The following is a 19018-nucleotide window of genomic DNA, read 5'->3' as shown; positions in this document are numbered from 1 at the left end:
TAAAACATTGCGGGAGGAAATAAATGATGAGCTGGACAAATATATTTTTACTTGTTCAACTTGTTTTTGGTGTAATTGTCGGATTGTATTTTTGGCATTTACTTCGAAATCAGCGAACACAAAAAGTTTCAATTGATCGAGAATCGAAAAAAGAATTAGAGCAGCTTCGTAAAATGCGTGAGATTTCTTTAACAGAGCCGCTTGCGGAAAAGGTGCGTCCTACATCCTTTTTAGATATTGTAGGGCAAGAGGACGGGATTAAGTCGTTAAAAGCGGCTCTTTGTGGCCCGAACCCGCAACATGTAATTATATATGGCCCACCAGGTGTCGGAAAGACAGCGGCAGCACGTCTCGTATTAGAAGAAGCGAAACGAAATCCAAAATCTCCATTTCGCACAAATGCAACATTTATTGAACTGGATGCGACGACAGCTCGGTTTGATGAACGTGGTATTGCAGACCCTTTAATCGGTTCGGTGCATGATCCAATTTATCAAGGTGCTGGTGCGATGGGGCAAGCAGGTATTCCGCAACCAAAAAAAGGTGCGGTAACAGATGCACACGGTGGTATTTTGTTTATTGATGAGATTGGTGAGCTACATCCGATTCAAATGAACAAAATGTTAAAGGTGCTAGAAGATCGAAAAGTGTTTTTGGAAAGTGCATACTACAGTGAAGAGAATACGATGATTCCAACGTATATACATGATATCTTTCAAAAAGGTTTACCAGCCGATTTTCGCTTAGTTGGGGCAACGACACGTTCGCCAGAGGAGATTCCTCCTGCTATTCGGTCGCGCTGTTTAGAAGTATTCTTCCGTGAGTTAGATACAGAAGAAATTCAAAAAGTAGCGAAGAATGCAGCTGACAAAGTAGAAATGCAAATTGGTGAAAATGGTATTGAAATGATTGGGATGTATGCAAGAAATGGAAGAGAAGCGATTAATCTTGTACAAATTTCTGCTGGAATGGCAATAAATGAAGAACGTTCTTTCATTAAAGATGAAGATATTGAGTGGGTTGTTCACTCTAGTCAGCTTACACCGAAGTATGAAAAACACATTTATCCTATTCCAAGAATCGGTCTTGTAAATGGACTTGCTGTATACGGACCAAATACAGGCGCGTTATTAGAAATTGAAGTAACAGCAATTAAGGCGAAAGATAAAGGATCGGTAAATGTTACCGGAATTGTTGAAGAGGAAAGTATTGGTAGTCAAACGAAATCAATTCGCCGTAAAAGTATGGCGAAAGGTTCTGTAGATAATGTATTAACAGTACTTCGATCTCTAGATGTGTTACCAGAAGGATACGATATACATATTAATTTTCCAGGTGGTATCCCGATTGATGGGCCTTCAGCAGGAATTGCAATGGCAACAGGTGTGTATTCAGCAGTGCATAGTACGTATGTGAATAATGAAGTGGCGATGACTGGTGAGATAAGTATACACGGGGAAGTGAAACCTATCGGTGGTGTGTACGCAAAAATAAAAGCTGCGAAAAAGGCGGGAGCTAAGAAAGTTATCATTCCTGCTGAAAACATGCAACCGTTTTTGTACACAATAAAAGGAATTGAAATCATCCCTGTTCGTAAGTTAAAGGAAGTATTTGAGCTAACATTTATGCAAGAAAATATGCAGCGAGAGCTTGATATACATACTACAATAGACGAAACAGATGCACAATCAATGTGAGAATGAACGATAATAGTATTTGCCAGACTTCGTTTAAGTTTGTATGCTTAAGCGGAGTCTTTTTTCTTTTCGTAAGAGAGAAAAAAAGCGGGATTTACAGTTGCGGAGAATCTCGGCAATTGCATCTAGATGTATTGTAATATAAAATAGTTGAACAGGAGTTTAATTTATTATGGAGGTGCTATGTCTAGTATGAATACGAATGAAAGAATCGTGCCCCTCCTACCATTAAGAGGCGTTCTCGTATATCCAACGATGGTTCTGCATCTTGATGTAGGACGTGATAAATCGATACAAGCACTAGAGCAGGCGGCAATGGATGAAAATATCATCTTTTTAGCAATGCAAAAAGAAATGAATATCGATGATCCGAAAGAAGATGACATATATAGTGTAGGTACAGTGGCGAAAGTGAAGCAAATGTTAAAATTGCCGAACGGTACGCTTCGTGTCCTTGTAGAAGGTTTACATAGAGCAGAAGTAGTAGAGTTTATCGAAGAAGAAAATGTAGTGCAAGTTTCTATTAAAACGGTAACTGAAGAAGTGGAAGCTGATTTAGAAGAGAAAGCTCTTATGCGTACATTACTGGAGCATTTCGAGCAATATATTAAAGTTTCGAAAAAAGTTTCAAATGAAACATTTGCAACGGTAGCTGATGTAGAAGAGCCAGGAAGATTAGCGGATTTAATTGCTTCTCACTTGCCAATTAAAACGAAGCAGAAACAAGAGATTTTAGAAATCATATCTGTGAAAGAACGATTACATACACTTATTTCAATTATTCAAGATGAACAAGAATTACTTAGTTTAGAAAAGAAAATTGGACAAAAAGTGAAACGTTCAATGGAGCGCACGCAAAAAGAATATTTCTTACGTGAGCAAATGAAGGCGATTCAAACTGAACTTGGCGATAAAGAAGGCAAGGGCGGGGAAGTTGAAGAACTTCGTGAGAAAATTGAACAGTCAGGAATGCCTGAAGAAACAATGAAGGCTGCGCTGAAAGAATTAGATCGTTATGAAAAGTTACCAGCAAGTTCTGCGGAGAGCGGTGTTATTCGCAATTATATGGATTGGTTATTAGCACTTCCGTGGACAGAAGCAACGGAAGATATGATTGATCTTGCTCATTCGGAAGAGATTTTAAACAAAGATCATTACGGTCTTGAGAAAGTGAAAGAGCGCGTACTGGAATATTTAGCGGTACAGAAGTTAACGAATTCATTAAAAGGGCCTATCCTTTGTTTAGTAGGGCCACCTGGGGTCGGAAAAACTTCGTTAGCGCGTTCTATTGCGACATCATTAAATCGTAATTTTGTCCGTGTATCCCTTGGTGGTGTGCGTGATGAATCTGAAATTCGTGGTCACCGTCGTACGTACGTTGGAGCAATGCCAGGACGCATTATTCAAGGTATGAAAAAGGCAAAATCAGTTAATCCAGTCTTCTTATTAGATGAGATTGATAAAATGTCTAACGATTTCCGTGGAGATCCTTCAGCAGCATTACTTGAAGTGTTAGATCCAGAACAAAACCATAACTTCAGTGATCATTATATTGAAGAACCATATGATCTATCGAAAGTTATGTTTGTAGCAACTGCGAATACACTTTCAAGTATTCCAGGCCCATTACTTGACCGTATGGAAATTATTTCGATTGCTGGCTATACAGAACTTGAAAAAGTTCATATTGCTCGTGAACATTTATTGCCGAAACAATTACAAGAGCATGGCTTACGAAAAGGTAATTTACAAGTACGTGATGAAGCGCTTCTTGAAATTATTCGCTATTATACACGTGAGGCTGGTGTTCGTACACTAGAGCGCCAAATTGCAAAGGTTTGTCGTAAAGCAGCAAAAATTATCGTTACAGCAGAACGTAAGCGTATTGTAGTAACAGAGAAAAACGTTGTTGATTTACTTGGTAAGCACATATTCCGTTATGGGCAAGCTGAAAAAACAGACCAAGTTGGTATGGCGACGGGTTTAGCGTATACGGCAGCAGGCGGCGATACACTGGCGATTGAAGTGTCCGTAGCGCCAGGTAAAGGGAAATTAATTTTAACAGGGAAACTTGGGGATGTTATGAAAGAATCCGCACAAGCAGCGTTTAGCTATATTCGTTCTCGTGCAGAAGAGCTTCAGATTGATCCGAATTTCCATGAGAAAAATGATATTCATATTCATGTTCCAGAAGGAGCAGTTCCAAAAGATGGACCGTCAGCAGGTATTACGATGGCAACGGCACTTATTTCTGCGCTAACAGGTATTCCTGTAAGTAAAGAAGTGGGGATGACAGGTGAAATTACACTTCGTGGTCGTGTATTACCGATTGGTGGTTTAAAAGAAAAAACATTAAGTGCTCACCGCGCAGGTTTAACAAAAATTATTTTACCGGCGGAAAATGAGAAAGATTTAGATGATATTCCAGAGAGCGTAAAAGAAAACCTTACGTTTGTGCTTGCATCTCATTTAGATGAAGTATTGGAGCACGCATTAGTAGGAGTGAAACAATGAAAGTAACAAAAGCAGACATTGTAATTAGTGCTGTTAAACCAGAACAATATCCAGACGGTGACTTACCAGAAATCGCATTAGCAGGTCGTTCAAATGTCGGGAAGTCTTCCTTTATTAATAAAATTTTAAATCGTAAAAAGTTAGTACGTATTTCTTCTAAACCAGGAAAAACACAAACGTTAAACTTCTTCTTAATTAATGAGATGATGCATTTTGTGGACGTTCCAGGTTATGGATATGCGAAAGTATCTAAAACGGAGCGCGCAGCTTGGGGTAAAATGATTGAAACGTATTTTACAACACGTGAGCAATTAGATGCAGCTGTATTAGTAGTTGATTTACGTCACAAACCAACAAATGATGATGTAATGATGTATGATTTCTTAAAGCATTATGACATTCCAACCATTATTATTGCAACGAAAGCCGATAAAATTCCGAAAGGGAAATGGCAAAAGCATTTAAAAGTTGTAAAAGAAACGCTTGATATTGAAAGTGGCGATGAAGTCGTTCTATTCTCTTCTGAAACAGGACTTGGGAAAGAAGAAGCATGGAAAGCAATTCATAAATTTACAAAAACAAAAAACGCGTGACGAATGTCGCGCGTTTTTTTCTTTATACACTTTTAGCGTACGTTTAATGTAACCTCAATATTTCCTCGTGTTGCTTTCGAATAAGGACATACGCCATGAGCGGCTTCTACAAGTTCTTGTGCTTCGCTATGTGAAACGCCAGCGACATGTACATCAAGTACAGCAGATAGGCCGAAACCACCATCTGTATCTTTTCCGATAGAAACGTGAGCAGTTACTTCTGTACTTTCTACTTTCACACGTTTCGTACGAATGACAAGTTGTAATGCACTATCAAAACAAGCAGCATAACCAGCAGCAAATAGTTGTTCTGGATTTGTTGCCTCTCCGCCTGCACCACCTAGTGCTTTCGGCATTTTTACATCAAGATTTAATATGCCATCATCTGATACTACTTTTCCATTTCTTCCACCTGTAGCAGTTACTGAAGCAGTATATAATTTATCCATGTTTATTCCCCTTTTCTATCATTAATTGTTTTCATTGTTTCAATTAGTTTATTTAATTGAATTAATAAAGAACGATATTCTTGTTCTGTAATTCCTAAATTTGTTGCCATCGTTGTCGGCAATGAACAAGCCTTATCTTGTAAATCTTTTCCTTGTTCTGTTAATTCAATACACACTTTTCGCTCATCTTCTTTGGAACGAACGCGTTTTACAAGGTTTAATGATTCCATTCGTTTTAACATAGGTGTTAACGTACCGGAATCTAAAAATAGACGTTCTCCAATTTCTTTTACTGTTAGCCCATCTTGCTCCCATAGTACGAGTAAAGTAATGTACTGTGGATACGTAATGCCCATTTCTTCTAAATACGGTCGGTAAAAGCGTGTAACCTCTCTAGAACAAGCATAAATAGAAAAACAAAGTTGATTATCTAGATGCAAAGAATCTTCTGTCATGAATGACTCCTTTCTAATTAAGTTGTGCGCAATTTAATTTTGTAAAATCAATATAACGAAAAATAAATACAATGTCAAATACATTGTATTGAGAAAGTTTGTGCTACAAATTGGAACAATCGTACATATTTTCCTTCATGATGAAAGAAGATAGGAAAGATGATGTTATAATTCATATGGAATAGTTTCCATCACTTGATTATGAGGGCTTTTTTTGGTAACGTACAAATAGAGTTATTAATTTATAATCATTATAAAGTAGAAAAATTTTATTCGTTTTACTGAATCTCCTTTATTACATACGGAGAATAAATAAAAAATAATCAGTTGTTCACACGATTGTCAGATTCATAAGAGGAAAGTTGTATTATGATAGTAGATAAAGTGATAAAACGGGTGAAGGGGGACATGCTGCGTGCATATTCTTGTTGTTAGTGTAAATTATCGAACAGCCCCTGTAGAATTTCGTGAGAAACTCACATTTCAGGCAGCAGAGCTAGAGCGAGCAATGACGACATTACAAAATCAAAAGAGCGTGTTAGAGAATGTCATTGTATCAACTTGTAATCGCACTGAGATTTACGCTGTTGTCGATCAATTACACACGGGACGGTATTATATTAAGAAGTTTTTAGCTGATTGGTTTCAGCTTGAAATAGAAGAAGTCGCACCATATTTAACTATTTTTGAACAAGATGGTGCAATAGATCATTTATTCCGCGTAACGTGCGGTTTAGATTCTATGGTAGTTGGAGAGACGCAAATTTTAGGTCAAATAAAAGATAGCTTTTTAGAAGCACAACAAGTAAAAGCAACAGGAACAATTTTTAATGAATTGTTTAAGCAAGTCATTACATTAGCGAAACGTGCGCACTCAGAAACGACAATTGGTGAAAGTGCGATGTCTGTTAGTTATGCTGCTGTTGAGTTAGGGAAGAAAATATTCGGCGAGTTAACAGATTGTCACGTGCTTATTCTCGGTGCTGGTAAAATGGGTGAACTTGCACTACAGAACTTATATGGAAGCGGTGCTCGTAAAGTAACAGTTATGAATAGGACGCTTTCAAAAGCAGAAATAATGGCTGAGAAATATATGGGACATGCAAAACCTTTAAGTGAATTACAATGTGCATTATTAGAAGCTGATATTTTAATTAGTTCAACTGGTGCATCGGATTATGTCATTACGAAAGAGATGATGACAAAGGTAGAGAAAATGCGCTCTGGTCGTCCATTATTTATGGTTGATATTGCAGTGCCGCGTGATATTGATCCAGCAATTGATGAGCTAGAAGGTTCTTTCTTATATGACATTGATGATTTGCAAGGAGTAGTGGAAGCGAACCGTGCTGAACGTTTGAAAGAAGCAGAGAAAATTCAATTTATGATTGAAGAGGAAATTGTTTTATTTAAAACGTGGTTAAGTACACTTGGTGTCGTTCCGTTAATATCAGCTCTTCGTGATAAGGCACTTGCTATCCAAAGCGAAACGATGGAAAGTCTGGAACGAAAAATACCGAATCTTAGTGATCGTGAGAGAAAAGTAATTAGTAAGCATACGAAAAGTATTATTAATCAATTATTAAAAGACCCAATTTTAGTAGCGAAAGAAATAGCTGCTGAAGAGGGAGCAGACGAAAAATTAGCGTTATTTGCAAAGATTTTCGATTTAGAAATGGAAGACGTAGAGAGTCGTGCGGAAGAAGTAGAACATAAAAGAGTGTGGACACCATCCGTTCCATCTTTATAATTTGGAAGGATGATCGGATGAGTTTTTTAAATAACAGTATTATTTATCATATTGCAATTATTTTATATGCTTGTAGCATTAGTTTATATTTTATAGATTATTTCCAAAGTAACCGAAAGGCGAACCGATTTGCTTTTTGGTTACTTTCGATTGTATGGGTTCTGCATTCTATTTTTATGTTGCTTAGAGCTACAGATTCAGAAACGAACCCTCTTTTAACCTTATTATCAGGGATTTATTTTTATGTTTGGCTATTGATTACGATGTCTTTAGTCATTAATCGATTTATGAGGATTGACTTTTTAGTCTTTTTTACAAATGTTGTCGCATTTGGCGTAAGCGCTTTTTCTATTTTTACACCGCTCGGAAAGATGTCGCCGGTACTTGCAGAGCAATTAGTTTCGGAGCTTGTATACGTACATGTCGGTATGGCTATTATTTCTTATGCAACTTTCACTGTATCGTTCATTTTTTCTATTATGTATTTATTGCAATATCGCCTTTTAAAAAAGAAGAAATGGAATGCGAGATTAAGAAGGTTAGGGAATTTACCGAAGCTAGAATCGATGTCTTATGGATTAAATTTATTTTCTGTTCCATTTTTCTTACTAGCTATTTTATTAGGATGCATATGGGGATATACAAAATTGGACAATTTCCATTGGTATGATACGAAAGTAATCGGGTCTTTTGTCGTTCTATTTGTATATTGTGCGGGCCTATATTTACGAGCTGCAGACGTGTTGCAAGGGAAGAAAATCGTGCAGTGGAACATTGGGGCATTTCTCGTAATGCTAATTAATATTTTTCTATTAAGCAGTTTATCCAACTTCCACTTTTGGTATTTATAATGAGGAGAGAAAATTATGCGCAAAATTATTGTAGGGTCACGAAAGAGTAAATTAGCATTAACGCAAACAAACTGGTTTATTGATCAGTTAAAAGCGCTAGGTTTACCATATGAATTTGAAGTGAAAGAAATCGTCACAAAAGGTGATGTTATTTTAGATGTTACTCTTTCAAAAGTAGGCGGAAAAGGTTTGTTTGTGAAAGAGATTGAACATGCGTTACTTACGAAAGAAATTGATATGGCTGTACATAGTATGAAAGATATGCCGGCCGTACTTCCAGAAGGATTAATGATCGGTTGTACACCAAAGCGTGTTGACCCTCGTGATGCTTTTATCTCAAAAAATGGAGCGTCGTTTAAAGAGTTAGCAGAAGGCGCTATTTTAGGTACGAGTAGTTTAAGACGTAGTGCACAGCTGCTCGCTGCAAGACCAGATTTACAAGTGAAGTGGATTCGCGGAAATATCGATACACGTTTACGCAAATTAAAAGAAGAAGATTACGATGCAATCATTTTAGCGACAGCTGGGTTACAAAGAATGGGCTGGGATGATGAAGTTATTACAGAACATTTAGATGAGACGTTATGTGTACCTGCTGTAGGACAAGGTGCATTAGCGATTGAGTGCCGTGAAGATGATAAAGATTTACTACAGTTGTTAGCGCATATAAATGATGCAGTAACAGAGAAAACAGTGGCAGCAGAACGAGTATTTCTTCATAAACTTGAAGGTGGATGCCAAGTGCCGATCGCTGGATATGCAACTCTTACAGAAAACGATGCAATCGAATTAACAGCTCTTGTCGGGTCTATGGACGGTTCTGTTTTATTGAAAGAGACAGTAGTAGGAACTGATCCAGAGAAAGTAGGATTAGAGGCTGCGGACCGTTTAATTAAACAAGGCGCAAAAGAACTCATTCTTGCTGCAAATAAGGGGCAACAATAATATGAACGCTCTCGCTGGCAAAACGGTATTGATTACACGTGCCCAGCACCAAGCAAAACAAATGAGTGTAGCGGTGAAAGAAAAGAGCGGAATTCCATTGGAAATTCCGCTTTTGCGTATGGAAGGTATGTCTCATAGGCAAATTCAACATATAGCAGGGCAGTTACATTCGTATGATTGGGTTATTTTCACAAGTAAAAATGGGGTAGATTTTTTTCTAGATCGTTTAGGAAAGAAGCTACCCGTAACGACTAAAATTGCTGCAGTAGGCGTGAAAACAAAGTTAGAGTTAGAAAAGCGAGGCTATCATGTAGACTTTGTTCCGACTTCATTTGTTGCAGAAGAATTTGCAGAAGAATTTGTAAAAGAATTAAGTGGAAACGAACGTATTTTATTTCCGAAAGGGAATTTAGCAAGAGAGGTAATTCCGGTTGCACTTCGGGAAATTGGTGTTTCTCTAGATGAGCTAATCGTATACGGTACGAAAGTGAATATAGAAAAAAAGCAAGAGCTTATAGCAGCATTGAAGTTAGGGAAAGTAGACATTATTACATTTACGAGCCCTTCAACTGTTACTAGTTTTGTTCGTTTACTTGAGGGTACAAACTGGAGAGAATGGACAAAAAAATGTACAATTGCTTGTATAGGGCCTATTACGGAAAAAGAGGCGAGCCTTTATTTTCCGCATGTTATTATGCCGAAAGAGTACACTGTAGAAGCATTACTACAATGCGTTTGTGAATCTATAAAATAAAAGAATGGGGATAGAAATCTATGAACTCTTTACAATTTAATCGTCATCGTCGCTTAAGACAAAGCGGGGGCATGCGTGCGCTTGTGCGTGAAACGTTTTTACATACGGAAGATTTTATTTACCCTATTTTTGTATTAGAAGGTGAAAATGTTCGTAATGAAGTACCTTCTATGCCAGGCGTATATCAAATGTCTTTAGATTTATTGCAAGCTGAAATGCAAGAAGTTGTTGATTTAGGTATTCGTTCTGTTATTGTATTTGGTTTACCTGCTGAAAAAGATGAAGTTGGATCATCAGCATATTGTGATCATGGAATTGTGCAACGCGCGATTCAGCAAATTAAAGGTGAATTCCCCGATCTAGTAGTAGTTGCGGATACATGTTTATGTCAATTTACAAGCCATGGTCATTGCGGTGTAATTGAAGATGGTATTATTTTAAATGACGAGTCTCTTGCAGTTCTTGCAAAAACAGCTGTAAGCCAAGCGAAAGCAGGAGCGGACATTATTGCGCCATCAAACATGATGGACGGATTCGTAACAGCAATTCGCCACGCATTAGATGAAAATGGTTTTGGACATGTACCAGTTATGTCGTACGCTGTGAAATATTCATCAGCATTTTACGGACCATTCCGTGATGCGGCACACGGTGCACCGCAATTTGGTGATCGTAAAACATATCAAATGGACCCGGCGAACCGTATGGAAGCATTCCGTGAAGCAGAATCAGATGTAATGGAAGGGGCAGATTTCTTAATTGTAAAACCAGCTCTTTCTTACTTAGATATCGTTCGTGATGTGAAAAATAACTTTAATTTACCAGTCGTTGCTTATAACGTAAGCGGTGAATATTCAATGATTAAAGCGGCAGCGCAAAATGGTTGGATTAATGAAAAAGAAGTTGTACTTGAAAAATTAATTAGTATGAAACGTGCAGGAGCAGATTTAATTATTACGTATCATGCAAAAGATGCAGCAAGATGGTTACAAGAAGGAGGCGCTAAATAATGAAAAAATTTGATAAGTCGATTGCAGCGTTTGAAGAGGCTCAAGATTTAATGCCTGGTGGCGTAAATAGCCCGGTTCGTGCATTTAAGTCTGTCGGTATGAACCCGTTGTTTATGGAGCGTGGAAAAGGCTCTAAAGTATATGATATCGATGGGAATGAATACATCGATTACGTATTATCATGGGGTCCTTTAATTCATGGTCATGCAAATGATCGTGTTGTTGAGGCTTTAAAAGCTGTTGCGGAAAGAGGTACAAGCTTCGGTGCCCCAACGGAAATTGAAAATAAATTAGCGAAACTTGTTATTGAGCGTGTACCATCAATTGAAATTGTGCGTATGGTTAACTCTGGAACAGAAGCAACAATGAGTGCGCTACGTTTAGCTCGTGGTTATACAGGCCGTAACAAAATTTTGAAATTTATCGGTTGTTATCACGGTCATGGTGACTCGTTATTAATTAAAGCGGGTTCTGGTGTAGCAACGCTAGGTTTACCAGATAGCCCTGGTGTACCAGAAGGTGTAGCGAAAAATACGATTACAGTAGCGTATAACGATTTAGAAAGTGTGAAATACGCTTTCGAACAATTCGGCGATGATATTGCTTGTGTCATTGTAGAACCAGTAGCAGGGAACATGGGTGTTGTTCCTCCGCAACCAGGATTTTTAGAAGGTCTTCGTGAAGTAACAGAGCAAAATGGAGCATTGCTTATTTTTGATGAAGTAATGACAGGATTCCGAGTTGCTTATAATTGTGGACAAGGTTATTACGGTGTAACACCTGATTTAACTTGTTTAGGTAAAGTAATCGGTGGTGGATTACCGGTAGGAGCATACGGTGGTAAAGCAGAAATTATGCGCCAAGTTGCACCGAGCGGACCGATTTACCAGGCAGGTACTTTATCAGGTAACCCACTTGCAATGGCAGCAGGTTATGAAACGTTAGTACAGTTAACGCCAGAATCATATGTAGAATTCGAACGTAAAGCTGAAATGTTAGAAGCTGGCTTACGTAAAGCGGCTGAAAAACATGGTATTCCGCATCATATTAACCGTGCTGGTTCTATGATTGGTATCTTCTTTACAGATGAACCAGTTATTAATTACGATGCAGCCAAATCTTCAAATTTACAATTCTTTGCGGCTTACTATCGTGAAATGGTAGAACAAGGTGTATTCTTGCCGCCATCTCAATTCGAAGGTTTATTCTTATCGACAGCACATAGTGATGCAGATATTGAGGCGACGATTGCAGCGGCTGAAATTGCCATGTCAAAGTTAAAAGCTTAATTGAATAAAGAAAATCGCTCTCCAAAAGGGGAGCGATTTTTTTTTATTCATAAAGTCAGCTTTCCGTACATAAATCTGTAATGACATATAGTTTGGGAGGGGGAAAAGAAGTGGCAACAGATCATTCATTACGTTTTTCATTAAAAGAATCTGTTTGGTTCCAAAAAGGACAGGAAGTCGAAGAACTTTTGTCAATTTCGTTAGATCCAGACGTTGAGATAGAAGAGCTTGATCATGAGGTTATTGTGAGAGGGCAATTAGATTTAACGGGAGAGTATGTTGCAAGGCAAGATGATTCAGCTTATTCATTAAGAGATCTATCGCCAGCCAAGTCAATAGATTATGTAGAAACAAGAGAAGATGGGGTTAATGAACTTGTTCATTCCTTTCCGCTTGAAATATCAATCCCAAGAAACCGTGTGAAAGTAATTGAAGAACTATATGTATCTATCGAGGAATTTGATTATGAACTAAAGGAAAATGGTTGCTTACAATTATTAGCGGATATATCTATTACAGGTTTATGTGATGAAGAACGCATCGAGGATGAAGAGGAAGAGGAAGAAACGGCGTATGCTGAGTTCGAAGTTGACTCAGCACAAGAGGAGGAAAATAGACCAACGCCGCACGTAGAAGAACCAGCTTATAAGGAATCAGATGAGTGGGAAGATTACGCATTTGAACCGTTCCAACTAGAAGAAAGAAAAGAGCAGGAAGTAGAGGAAGAGGAAATAGAAGAACATGAATTTGTAGAGCGTGAAGAGGAGAAAGAAACAACGCCGCAATTTGAATTGTTCGGACGAAAAGATTTCAAGAAAGAACAAGCGAAAAAACAAGAAGAACAAGAAGAGGAAACGTATTCACAGCGAGATGAAAATGCGCTGTATTTAACGAAATTATTTACGAAAGAACCGGAAGAAGAATTTACAAAGTTAAGAATGTATTTCGTGCAAGAAGGAGATACGATCGAATCGGTTGCAGAACGTTATGAAACATCTGTACAAAACTTATACCGTGTCAATCAAACAGAAGATATATATTTAACTACAGGACAAATTATTTATATTCCTGTTTCAAGAGCAAAAGCGAAATAAGTGAGTGTTTTCACTCACTTATTTTTCTAAAGGCTATGTTTTGAATAGAAAGGGTTATTCGTATGGATATGGAATTACGAAATCGCTATGAACCCATTGTAAGGCAATATAGATTGGATACGCAGCATATGGAAGAGCACGGAAGCGTAACAAAAATTTATACGAATCAAGGTCCATATGCGCTCAAGAAAATAGAAGGCAGGAAGTTAGAGCGGAATAATTTTCTGCATCATATTCAATATTTGAAAGAGAAAGGTTTTTCAAATTACGTACCTATATACCATGCGACGGACGGAAATTATATTTTAAGTGACGGTACGTATAATTATTATTTAATGCCTTGGTTAGAACGTGCAGAAGGAAACGGCGAGGATAATGATCAATACCATAAAATGTTTCAGACTCTCGGAACGTTGCATCAAAAGACGGTAAAAGAAGAAACGTATACAGAAGAGGATTTAGAAAAACATTATACAAATATATCCAATCGCTGGGAAAATGATGGAGAGATGTTAGAAGAGTTTCTTGTAGAATCGGAAGCGAAGTGGTATATGTCTCCATTTGAACTACAATATTGTACGTACTATCATCATGTAATGAGGGCACGTGAGTTTGCAACGAAGCAATTAAATGAGTGGAACGATGCGATGAAAGAAAAAGAGACAACACGCATTACATTTGTACATGGTAACGTATCATTGAATCATTTTTTATTTGATTATGAACGGAATGGCTATTTTATTAGTTTAGAAAAATCGAAGTTTGCAACACCGGTGCAAGATATTGTAGGATTTTATTCTCGGTCGTTAAACACATACCCAATTGCGCGAAGTGATCGGTTTGAATGGTATCAAATGTATCAAAAAAATTTCCCTTTTACGAAAGAAGAGCAACTACTCATGTTTGCGTATATGACGTATCCATCGCAATTTATTCGGCAAATCCAGTCTTATAAGAAAAGAAGAGAGCGTCGTAATGAGGAAAATGAACTTCTCGGGGTAAAGAGCTTGCAACAAGCGCATTGGCTCGTTAGTAATATAGAATATTTCCTTTCGCAATTACAAGCGGCCCAGCAAGGGAACGGATAAAGAAGATAAGTAGAGGATGCTACTTATCTTCTTTTTTATTAGCTCGAAATGTGATAGTCTTAAATTTATCTTGACGAATAAGGTTTCGTTTTTTACACTATTGTATATAATAATTAACAATCATATAAATGCCTTGAAGGGGAAGAGTATAACAAGAAACGTCTTCAGAGAGGAGAATCATTAGCTGGGAGATTCTCTAGATAGTTATGTTAGAAGGTAGCCCTGGAGCATCTTTTCTGAACGGAATAGTTCTCATTAGGAAAAGACGGATTTGTCCGTTATCAATTTAAGAGTATAAGCAAATTCCTGGATTTGTTTGTAAATAAAGGTGGTACCGCGATGTCCCTCGTCCTTTTTTGGATGAGGGGCATTTTTTATTTTAAGGAGGGAAAATAATGTCAAACACGGAAAAGAATTTACCAACTAAATATGATCATATGTCCGTTGAAGAAGGCCTTTATCAGTGGTGGCTAGAAGGCAAATATTTTGAAGCAACAGGAGACGAGAAGAAACAACCGTATACAATTGTAATCCCACCTCCGAACGTAACTGGTAAGTTACACTTAGGTCATGCTTGGGATACAACTCTTCAAGATATTTTAACTCGTACGAAGCGCATGCAAGGTTACGATGTATTATGGCTTCCAGGAATGGACCATGCGGGTATCGCAACACAAGCAAAAGTAGAAGGAAAACTTCGTGAAGAAGGTATTTCACGTTACGATCTTGGCCGTGAGAAATTCCTTGAAAAAGCTTGGGAATGGAAAGAAGAATACGCTTCTCACATTCGTCAGCAATGGGGGAAAGTTGGTTTAGGACTAGACTATTCTCGCGAACGCTTCACATTAGACAAAGGTTTATCTGATGCGGTTAATAAAGTATTCGTTCAATTATACGAAAAAGGCTTAATTTACCGCGGTGAATATATTATCAACTGGGATCCAGCAACACGCACAGCTCTTTCTGATATCGAAGTAATTCACAAAGAAGTTCAAGGTGCATTCTACCATATGAACTATCCGTTAACAGATGGTTCTGGACACATTCGTCTTGCAACAACTCGTCCAGAAACGATGCTTGGTGATACAGCAGTAGCGGTTCATCCAGAAGACGATCGTTACAAACATTTAATTGGAAAAACAGTTACACTTCCAATCGTAGGTCGTGAGATTCCGATTATTGCTGATGAGTACGTAGAAAAAGACTTTGGAACAGGTGTTGTAAAAATTACACCAGCACATGACCCGAATGACTTTGAAGTAGGTAACCGTCACGACTTACCACGCATCTTAGTAATGAACGAAGATGGATCGATGAACGAAAAAGCTGGTAAGTATAACGGCATGGATCGTTTCGAATGCCGTAAAGCGTTAGTAAAAGACTTACAAGAAGCGGGCGTATTAGTAGAAATCGAGCCTCATATGCATTCAGTAGGTCATAGTGAGCGTAGTGGTGCAGTTGTGGAACCTTACTTATCAACACAATGGTTCGTAAAAATGGCTCCACTTGCAGAAAAAGCAATTGAGCTTCAACAAAAAGAAGAAGAGAAAGTAACGTTCGTACCGGATCGTTTTGAAAACACATACTTACGCTGGATGGAAAATATCCACGACTGGTGTATTTCTCGTCAATTATGGTGGGGACACCGCATTCCAGCTTGGTATCATAAAGAAACTGGTGAAGTATACGTAGGTACAGAAGCACCAGCAGATATTGAAAACTGGAATCAAGATAACGACGTACTTGATACATGGTTCAGTTCAGCGTTATGGCCATTCTCAACACTTGGTTGGCCAAATGAAGATGCAGCAGACTTTAAACGTTACTATTCAACAGATGCGTTAGTAACTGGTTATGACATTATCTTCTTCTGGGTATCTCGTATGATTTTCCAAGGTTTAGAGTTTACAGGCGAGCGTCCATTTAAAGATGTATTAATTCACGGTTTAGTTCGTGATGAGCAAGGACGTAAGATGAGTAAATCTCTTGGTAACGGTATTGATCCAATGGATGTTATCGAGAAGTACGGTGCAGATGCAATGCGTTTCTTCTTATCAACAGGAAGTGCACCAGGTCAAGATTTACGTTTCAGCATGGAGAAAGTAGAATCTACTTGGAACTTTATTAACAAAATTTGGAATGCATCACGTTTCGTATTAATGAATATGGATGACATGAAGTATGAAGAAATCGATTTAACTGGTGAAAAATCAGTTGCGGATAAGTGGATTTTAACTCGTTTAAATGAAACAATCGAAAGCGTAACACGTAACATGGATAAATATGAGTTCGGTGAAGCTGGTCGTTCATTATACAACTTCATTTGGGACGATTTCTGTGACTGGTACATTGAAATGGCGAAACTTCCTCTATACGGTGAAGATGAAGCAGCTAAGAAAACAACTCGTTCTATTTTAGCTTACGTATTAGACCAAACAATGCGTCTATTACACCCATTCATGCCATTCGTAACAGAGAAAATTTGGCAACATTTACCGCACGAAGGCGAATCTATTACAGTAGCAGCGTGGCCAACAGTTCGCGAAGATTTACAAGATACAGAAGCTGCGGCAGAAATGCACCTTCTAGTTGATATCATTCGCTCTGTTCGTAACATCCGTGCAGAAGTTAATACGCCAATGAGCAAAAAAGTTCAAATGCAAATTAAAGCAAAAGATGAGGCTGTACTTGCTCAACTTACGAAAAACAGTTCTTACATTGAGCGTTTCTGTAACCCAAGTGAATTAACAATTCAAACGGATTTACAAGCGCCAGAAAAAGCGATGACTGCAATCGTAACAGGTGCAGAGTTATTCTTACCGTTAGCTGATCTTATCAATCTTGATGAAGAGAGAGCGCGTCTTGAGAAAGAACTTGAGAAGTTCGATAAAGAAGTAGAACGTGTACAGAAGAAACTTTCAAACCAAGGTTTCGTAGCGAAAGCTCCTGCAGCAGTTATTGAAGGAGAGCGTGCGAAAGAGCAAGATTACCTAGAAAAACGCGAAGCAGTTCGCCAACGTCTAGCGGATCTTGAGAAATAAAAATGTTTTTTAGAGACTCACTATATTGGTGAGTCTCTTTTCTTTGCGTATAATAGAAAGATGAAGGTTGTCTTTTGAAAGGGGAAAGCATACGTGATACATACATACGAAGAAGCGATAGGGTGGATTCATAGCCGATTGAAATTTGGTATTAAACCGGGATTAGAAAGAATGAGATGGATGCTAGAAGAGCTCGGAAATCCAGAGCGCCACATAAAATGTGTTCATCTTGCTGGTACAAATGGAAAAGGTTCAACGTTAACATATATGCGCTACATGTTAGAAGACGCAAAATATAAGGTAGGAACATTTACCTCCCCTTATATTGAAACATTTAACGAGCGTATTAGTGTGAATGGAACACCAATTACAGATGAAGAGATTACTGAACTTGTAAAGATGGTAAAGCCAGTCGTTGAAAAACTAGACGAGACGGATTTAGGGGAAGCGACTGAGTTTGAAATTATTACTGTTATGGCAATTTGTTATTTCGGTAAAGTTAATTTCTGTGATGTTGTTTTATTTGAAACAGGACTTGGAGGGCGTTTTGACTCTACAAATGTGATTCATCCTGTTCTCACGATTATTACGAATATCGGTCACGATCATATGCACATTTTAGGGAATACACTAGGAGAAATTGCATATGAAAAGGCGGGGATTATTAAGTCTGGTGTTCCGGTTATTACTGGTGTGCAAGATGAGGAAGCGTTGCAAGTCATTCAAAAAGTTGCAAAGGAAAATCGTGCAAACTTATATGAGATGGGCAACCATTTTACAGCGTTACATAAACAGTCTAGTGAAAATGGAGAACAGTTTGATTTCACTTGTCCTTTCGCCTCTTTTGAAGATGTGCGGATCGCAATGAAAGGCAGCCATCAAGTAGGAAACGCAGCACTTGCACTTATGGCAGTCATGTATGTAAAAACATACTTATCATTTTTAATTGAGGAAGAAGAAATAAGAACTGGATTACAGGAAGCGTATTGGGTAGGGCGCTTTGAAAAATTGCAAAGTAATCCAGATATTATTATAGATGGTGCTCATAACCCAGAAGGTATTGAAAGTCTTGTGAAAACGGTAAAATCACATTACAAAGATAAAAGTGTAATAGTTTTATTTACTGCTCTTGGTGATAAACAATTGCATAATATGGTAGGTCAATTAGAAACCATTGCCGATGAAATTATTTTTACAACATTCGCCTTTGATCGTGCTATTTCAGCAGGCGAGCTTGCATCGTATGCAAAGAAAGAGTCAAAATTAGTTTTTGAAAATTGGAAAGACGCAATTGATACGAAGGTTGAAATGATTGGAGAAAATGATGTTTTTATCATAACAGGTTCTCTTTATTTCATTTCGGAAGTTCGAAAATATATTCGCGAGAAAAACTAGATAGTCTTTGCTATCTAGTTTTTTTGTTCTACAAATGAAGTCAAATGCATACATATAAGATAAATATATAGGGTTATTTGGCGAATTTCTCTG

Annotated in this window: 15 protein-coding genes and 1 other annotated feature; of the genes, 13 read left to right on the top strand and 2 right to left on the bottom strand. The window is 37.9% G+C overall.

The window, feature by feature from the left end; translation table 11 throughout:
• The first annotated feature begins 26 nt into the window (after positions 1-26).
• From lonB to ysxC, 3 genes are all read left to right on the top strand, one after another.
• Complete coding sequence (lonB, locus tag ACVWY7_RS02025; protein WP_033682138.1) at positions 27-1697, top strand: ATP-dependent protease LonB; 1671 nt, start codon at positions 27-29, stop codon at positions 1695-1697.
• Positions 1698-1880: 183 nt separating this feature from the next.
• Positions 1881-4211: an endopeptidase La gene (gene lon, locus ACVWY7_RS02020; protein ID WP_000097306.1), complete on the top strand. Its 2331-nt coding sequence runs from the start codon at positions 1881-1883 to the stop codon at positions 4209-4211.
• A complete protein-coding gene (gene ysxC, locus ACVWY7_RS02015) occupies positions 4208-4804 on the top strand; it encodes a ribosome biogenesis GTP-binding protein YsxC (RefSeq protein ID WP_000869113.1) in 597 nt (198 codons plus the stop codon). Before lon ends, ysxC begins: the two co-directional genes overlap by 4 nt.
• A 32-nt stretch (positions 4805-4836) precedes the next feature.
• Here ysxC and ACVWY7_RS02010 read toward each other — a convergent pair whose 3' ends face one another.
• Entirely contained in the window at positions 4837-5253 is a 417-nt protein-coding gene (locus tag ACVWY7_RS02010; protein ID WP_000359781.1) for an organic hydroperoxide resistance protein, read from the bottom strand.
• A 2-nt stretch (positions 5254-5255) separates the two neighbouring features.
• Entirely contained in the window at positions 5256-5708 is a 453-nt protein-coding gene (locus ACVWY7_RS02005; protein ID WP_000133920.1) for a MarR family winged helix-turn-helix transcriptional regulator, read from the bottom strand.
• Between the two features lie 415 nt (positions 5709-6123).
• Between ACVWY7_RS02005 and hemA the strand changes: the two genes are divergently transcribed.
• The 10 genes from hemA (at position 6124) to ACVWY7_RS01955 (ending at position 18925) form a co-directional block, all read left to right on the top strand.
• The gene (hemA, locus tag ACVWY7_RS02000) at positions 6124-7458 is read left to right on the top strand and encodes a glutamyl-tRNA reductase (RefSeq protein ID WP_000547860.1); all 1335 of its coding nucleotides are present in this window, start codon (positions 6124-6126) and stop codon (positions 7456-7458) included.
• 17 nt (positions 7459-7475) lie between these two features.
• Entirely contained in the window at positions 7476-8309 is an 834-nt protein-coding gene (locus ACVWY7_RS01995; protein WP_000008996.1) for a cytochrome C assembly family protein, read from the top strand.
• A gap of 15 nt (positions 8310-8324) precedes the next feature.
• Positions 8325-9254 carry a hydroxymethylbilane synthase gene (gene hemC / locus ACVWY7_RS01990; RefSeq protein WP_001226401.1) on the top strand — a complete coding sequence of 310 codons (930 nt, stop codon included), beginning with the start codon at positions 8325-8327 and terminating at the stop codon, positions 9252-9254.
• A gap of 1 nt (position 9255) precedes the next feature.
• On the top strand, positions 9256-10008 hold the full coding sequence (gene hemD, locus ACVWY7_RS01985) for a uroporphyrinogen-III synthase (RefSeq protein ID WP_000992339.1): 753 nt from the start codon (positions 9256-9258) through the stop codon (positions 10006-10008).
• A 20-nt stretch (positions 10009-10028) separates the two neighbouring features.
• Positions 10029-11018, top strand: a complete 990-nt coding sequence (gene hemB / locus ACVWY7_RS01980) for a porphobilinogen synthase (protein ID WP_001087068.1) — start codon at positions 10029-10031, stop codon at positions 11016-11018.
• Complete coding sequence (gene hemL / locus ACVWY7_RS01975) at positions 11018-12307, top strand: glutamate-1-semialdehyde 2,1-aminomutase (protein WP_000712929.1); 1290 nt, start codon at positions 11018-11020, stop codon at positions 12305-12307. Before hemB ends, hemL begins: the two co-directional genes overlap by 1 nt.
• A gap of 80 nt (positions 12308-12387) precedes the next feature.
• Positions 12388-13401 carry a stage VI sporulation protein D gene (gene spoVID, locus ACVWY7_RS01970; RefSeq protein WP_139242350.1) on the top strand — a complete coding sequence of 338 codons (1014 nt, stop codon included), beginning with the start codon at positions 12388-12390 and terminating at the stop codon, positions 13399-13401.
• A gap of 62 nt (positions 13402-13463) precedes the next feature.
• Positions 13464-14489 (top strand): spore coat protein YsxE, encoded by a 1026-nt coding sequence (gene ysxE, locus ACVWY7_RS01965; RefSeq protein WP_000367002.1) that lies wholly within the window; start codon positions 13464-13466, stop codon positions 14487-14489.
• 124 nt (positions 14490-14613) lie between these two features.
• Positions 14614-14846: a binding site (T-box leader), on the top strand.
• Between the two features lie 38 nt (positions 14847-14884).
• Positions 14885-17530, top strand: a complete 2646-nt coding sequence (locus tag ACVWY7_RS01960) for a valine--tRNA ligase (protein WP_000072239.1) — start codon at positions 14885-14887, stop codon at positions 17528-17530.
• A 93-nt stretch (positions 17531-17623) separates the two neighbouring features.
• Complete coding sequence (locus tag ACVWY7_RS01955) at positions 17624-18925, top strand: bifunctional folylpolyglutamate synthase/dihydrofolate synthase (protein ID WP_144507721.1); 1302 nt, start codon at positions 17624-17626, stop codon at positions 18923-18925.
• Positions 18926-19018 lie beyond the last annotated feature (93 nt).

The sequence above is a fragment of the Bacillus sp. TE9106W genome, from assembly GCF_054062215.1.
The sequence above is the reverse complement of the archived record's forward strand: the minus strand, read 5'-3'. Positions and strand labels throughout refer to the sequence as shown.

What these genes read in the sequence shown, in the direction of transcription:
- lonB (WP_033682138.1), top strand. Translation starts at nt 27, where the DNA reads ATGAGCTGGACAAATATATTTTTACTTGTTCAACTTGTTTTTGGTGTA.
- lon (WP_000097306.1), top strand. Translation starts at nt 1,881, where the DNA reads ATGTCTAGTATGAATACGAATGAAAGAATCGTGCCCCTCCTACCATTA.
- ysxC (WP_000869113.1), top strand. Translation starts at nt 4,208, where the DNA reads ATGAAAGTAACAAAAGCAGACATTGTAATTAGTGCTGTTAAACCAGAA.
- ACVWY7_RS02010 (WP_000359781.1), bottom strand. Translation starts at nt 5,253, where the DNA reads ATGGATAAATTATATACTGCTTCAGTAACTGCTACAGGTGGAAGAAAT.
- ACVWY7_RS02005 (WP_000133920.1), bottom strand. Translation starts at nt 5,708, where the DNA reads ATGACAGAAGATTCTTTGCATCTAGATAATCAACTTTGTTTTTCTATT.
- ACVWY7_RS01995 (WP_000008996.1), top strand. Translation starts at nt 7,476, where the DNA reads ATGAGTTTTTTAAATAACAGTATTATTTATCATATTGCAATTATTTTA.
- hemC (WP_001226401.1), top strand. Translation starts at nt 8,325, where the DNA reads ATGCGCAAAATTATTGTAGGGTCACGAAAGAGTAAATTAGCATTAACG.
- hemD (WP_000992339.1), top strand. Translation starts at nt 9,256, where the DNA reads ATGAACGCTCTCGCTGGCAAAACGGTATTGATTACACGTGCCCAGCAC.
- hemB (WP_001087068.1), top strand. Translation starts at nt 10,029, where the DNA reads ATGAACTCTTTACAATTTAATCGTCATCGTCGCTTAAGACAAAGCGGG.
- hemL (WP_000712929.1), top strand. Translation starts at nt 11,018, where the DNA reads ATGAAAAAATTTGATAAGTCGATTGCAGCGTTTGAAGAGGCTCAAGAT.
- spoVID (WP_139242350.1), top strand. Translation starts at nt 12,388, where the DNA reads ATGACATATAGTTTGGGAGGGGGAAAAGAAGTGGCAACAGATCATTCA.
- ysxE (WP_000367002.1), top strand. Translation starts at nt 13,464, where the DNA reads ATGGATATGGAATTACGAAATCGCTATGAACCCATTGTAAGGCAATAT.
- ACVWY7_RS01960 (WP_000072239.1), top strand. Translation starts at nt 14,885, where the DNA reads ATGTCAAACACGGAAAAGAATTTACCAACTAAATATGATCATATGTCC.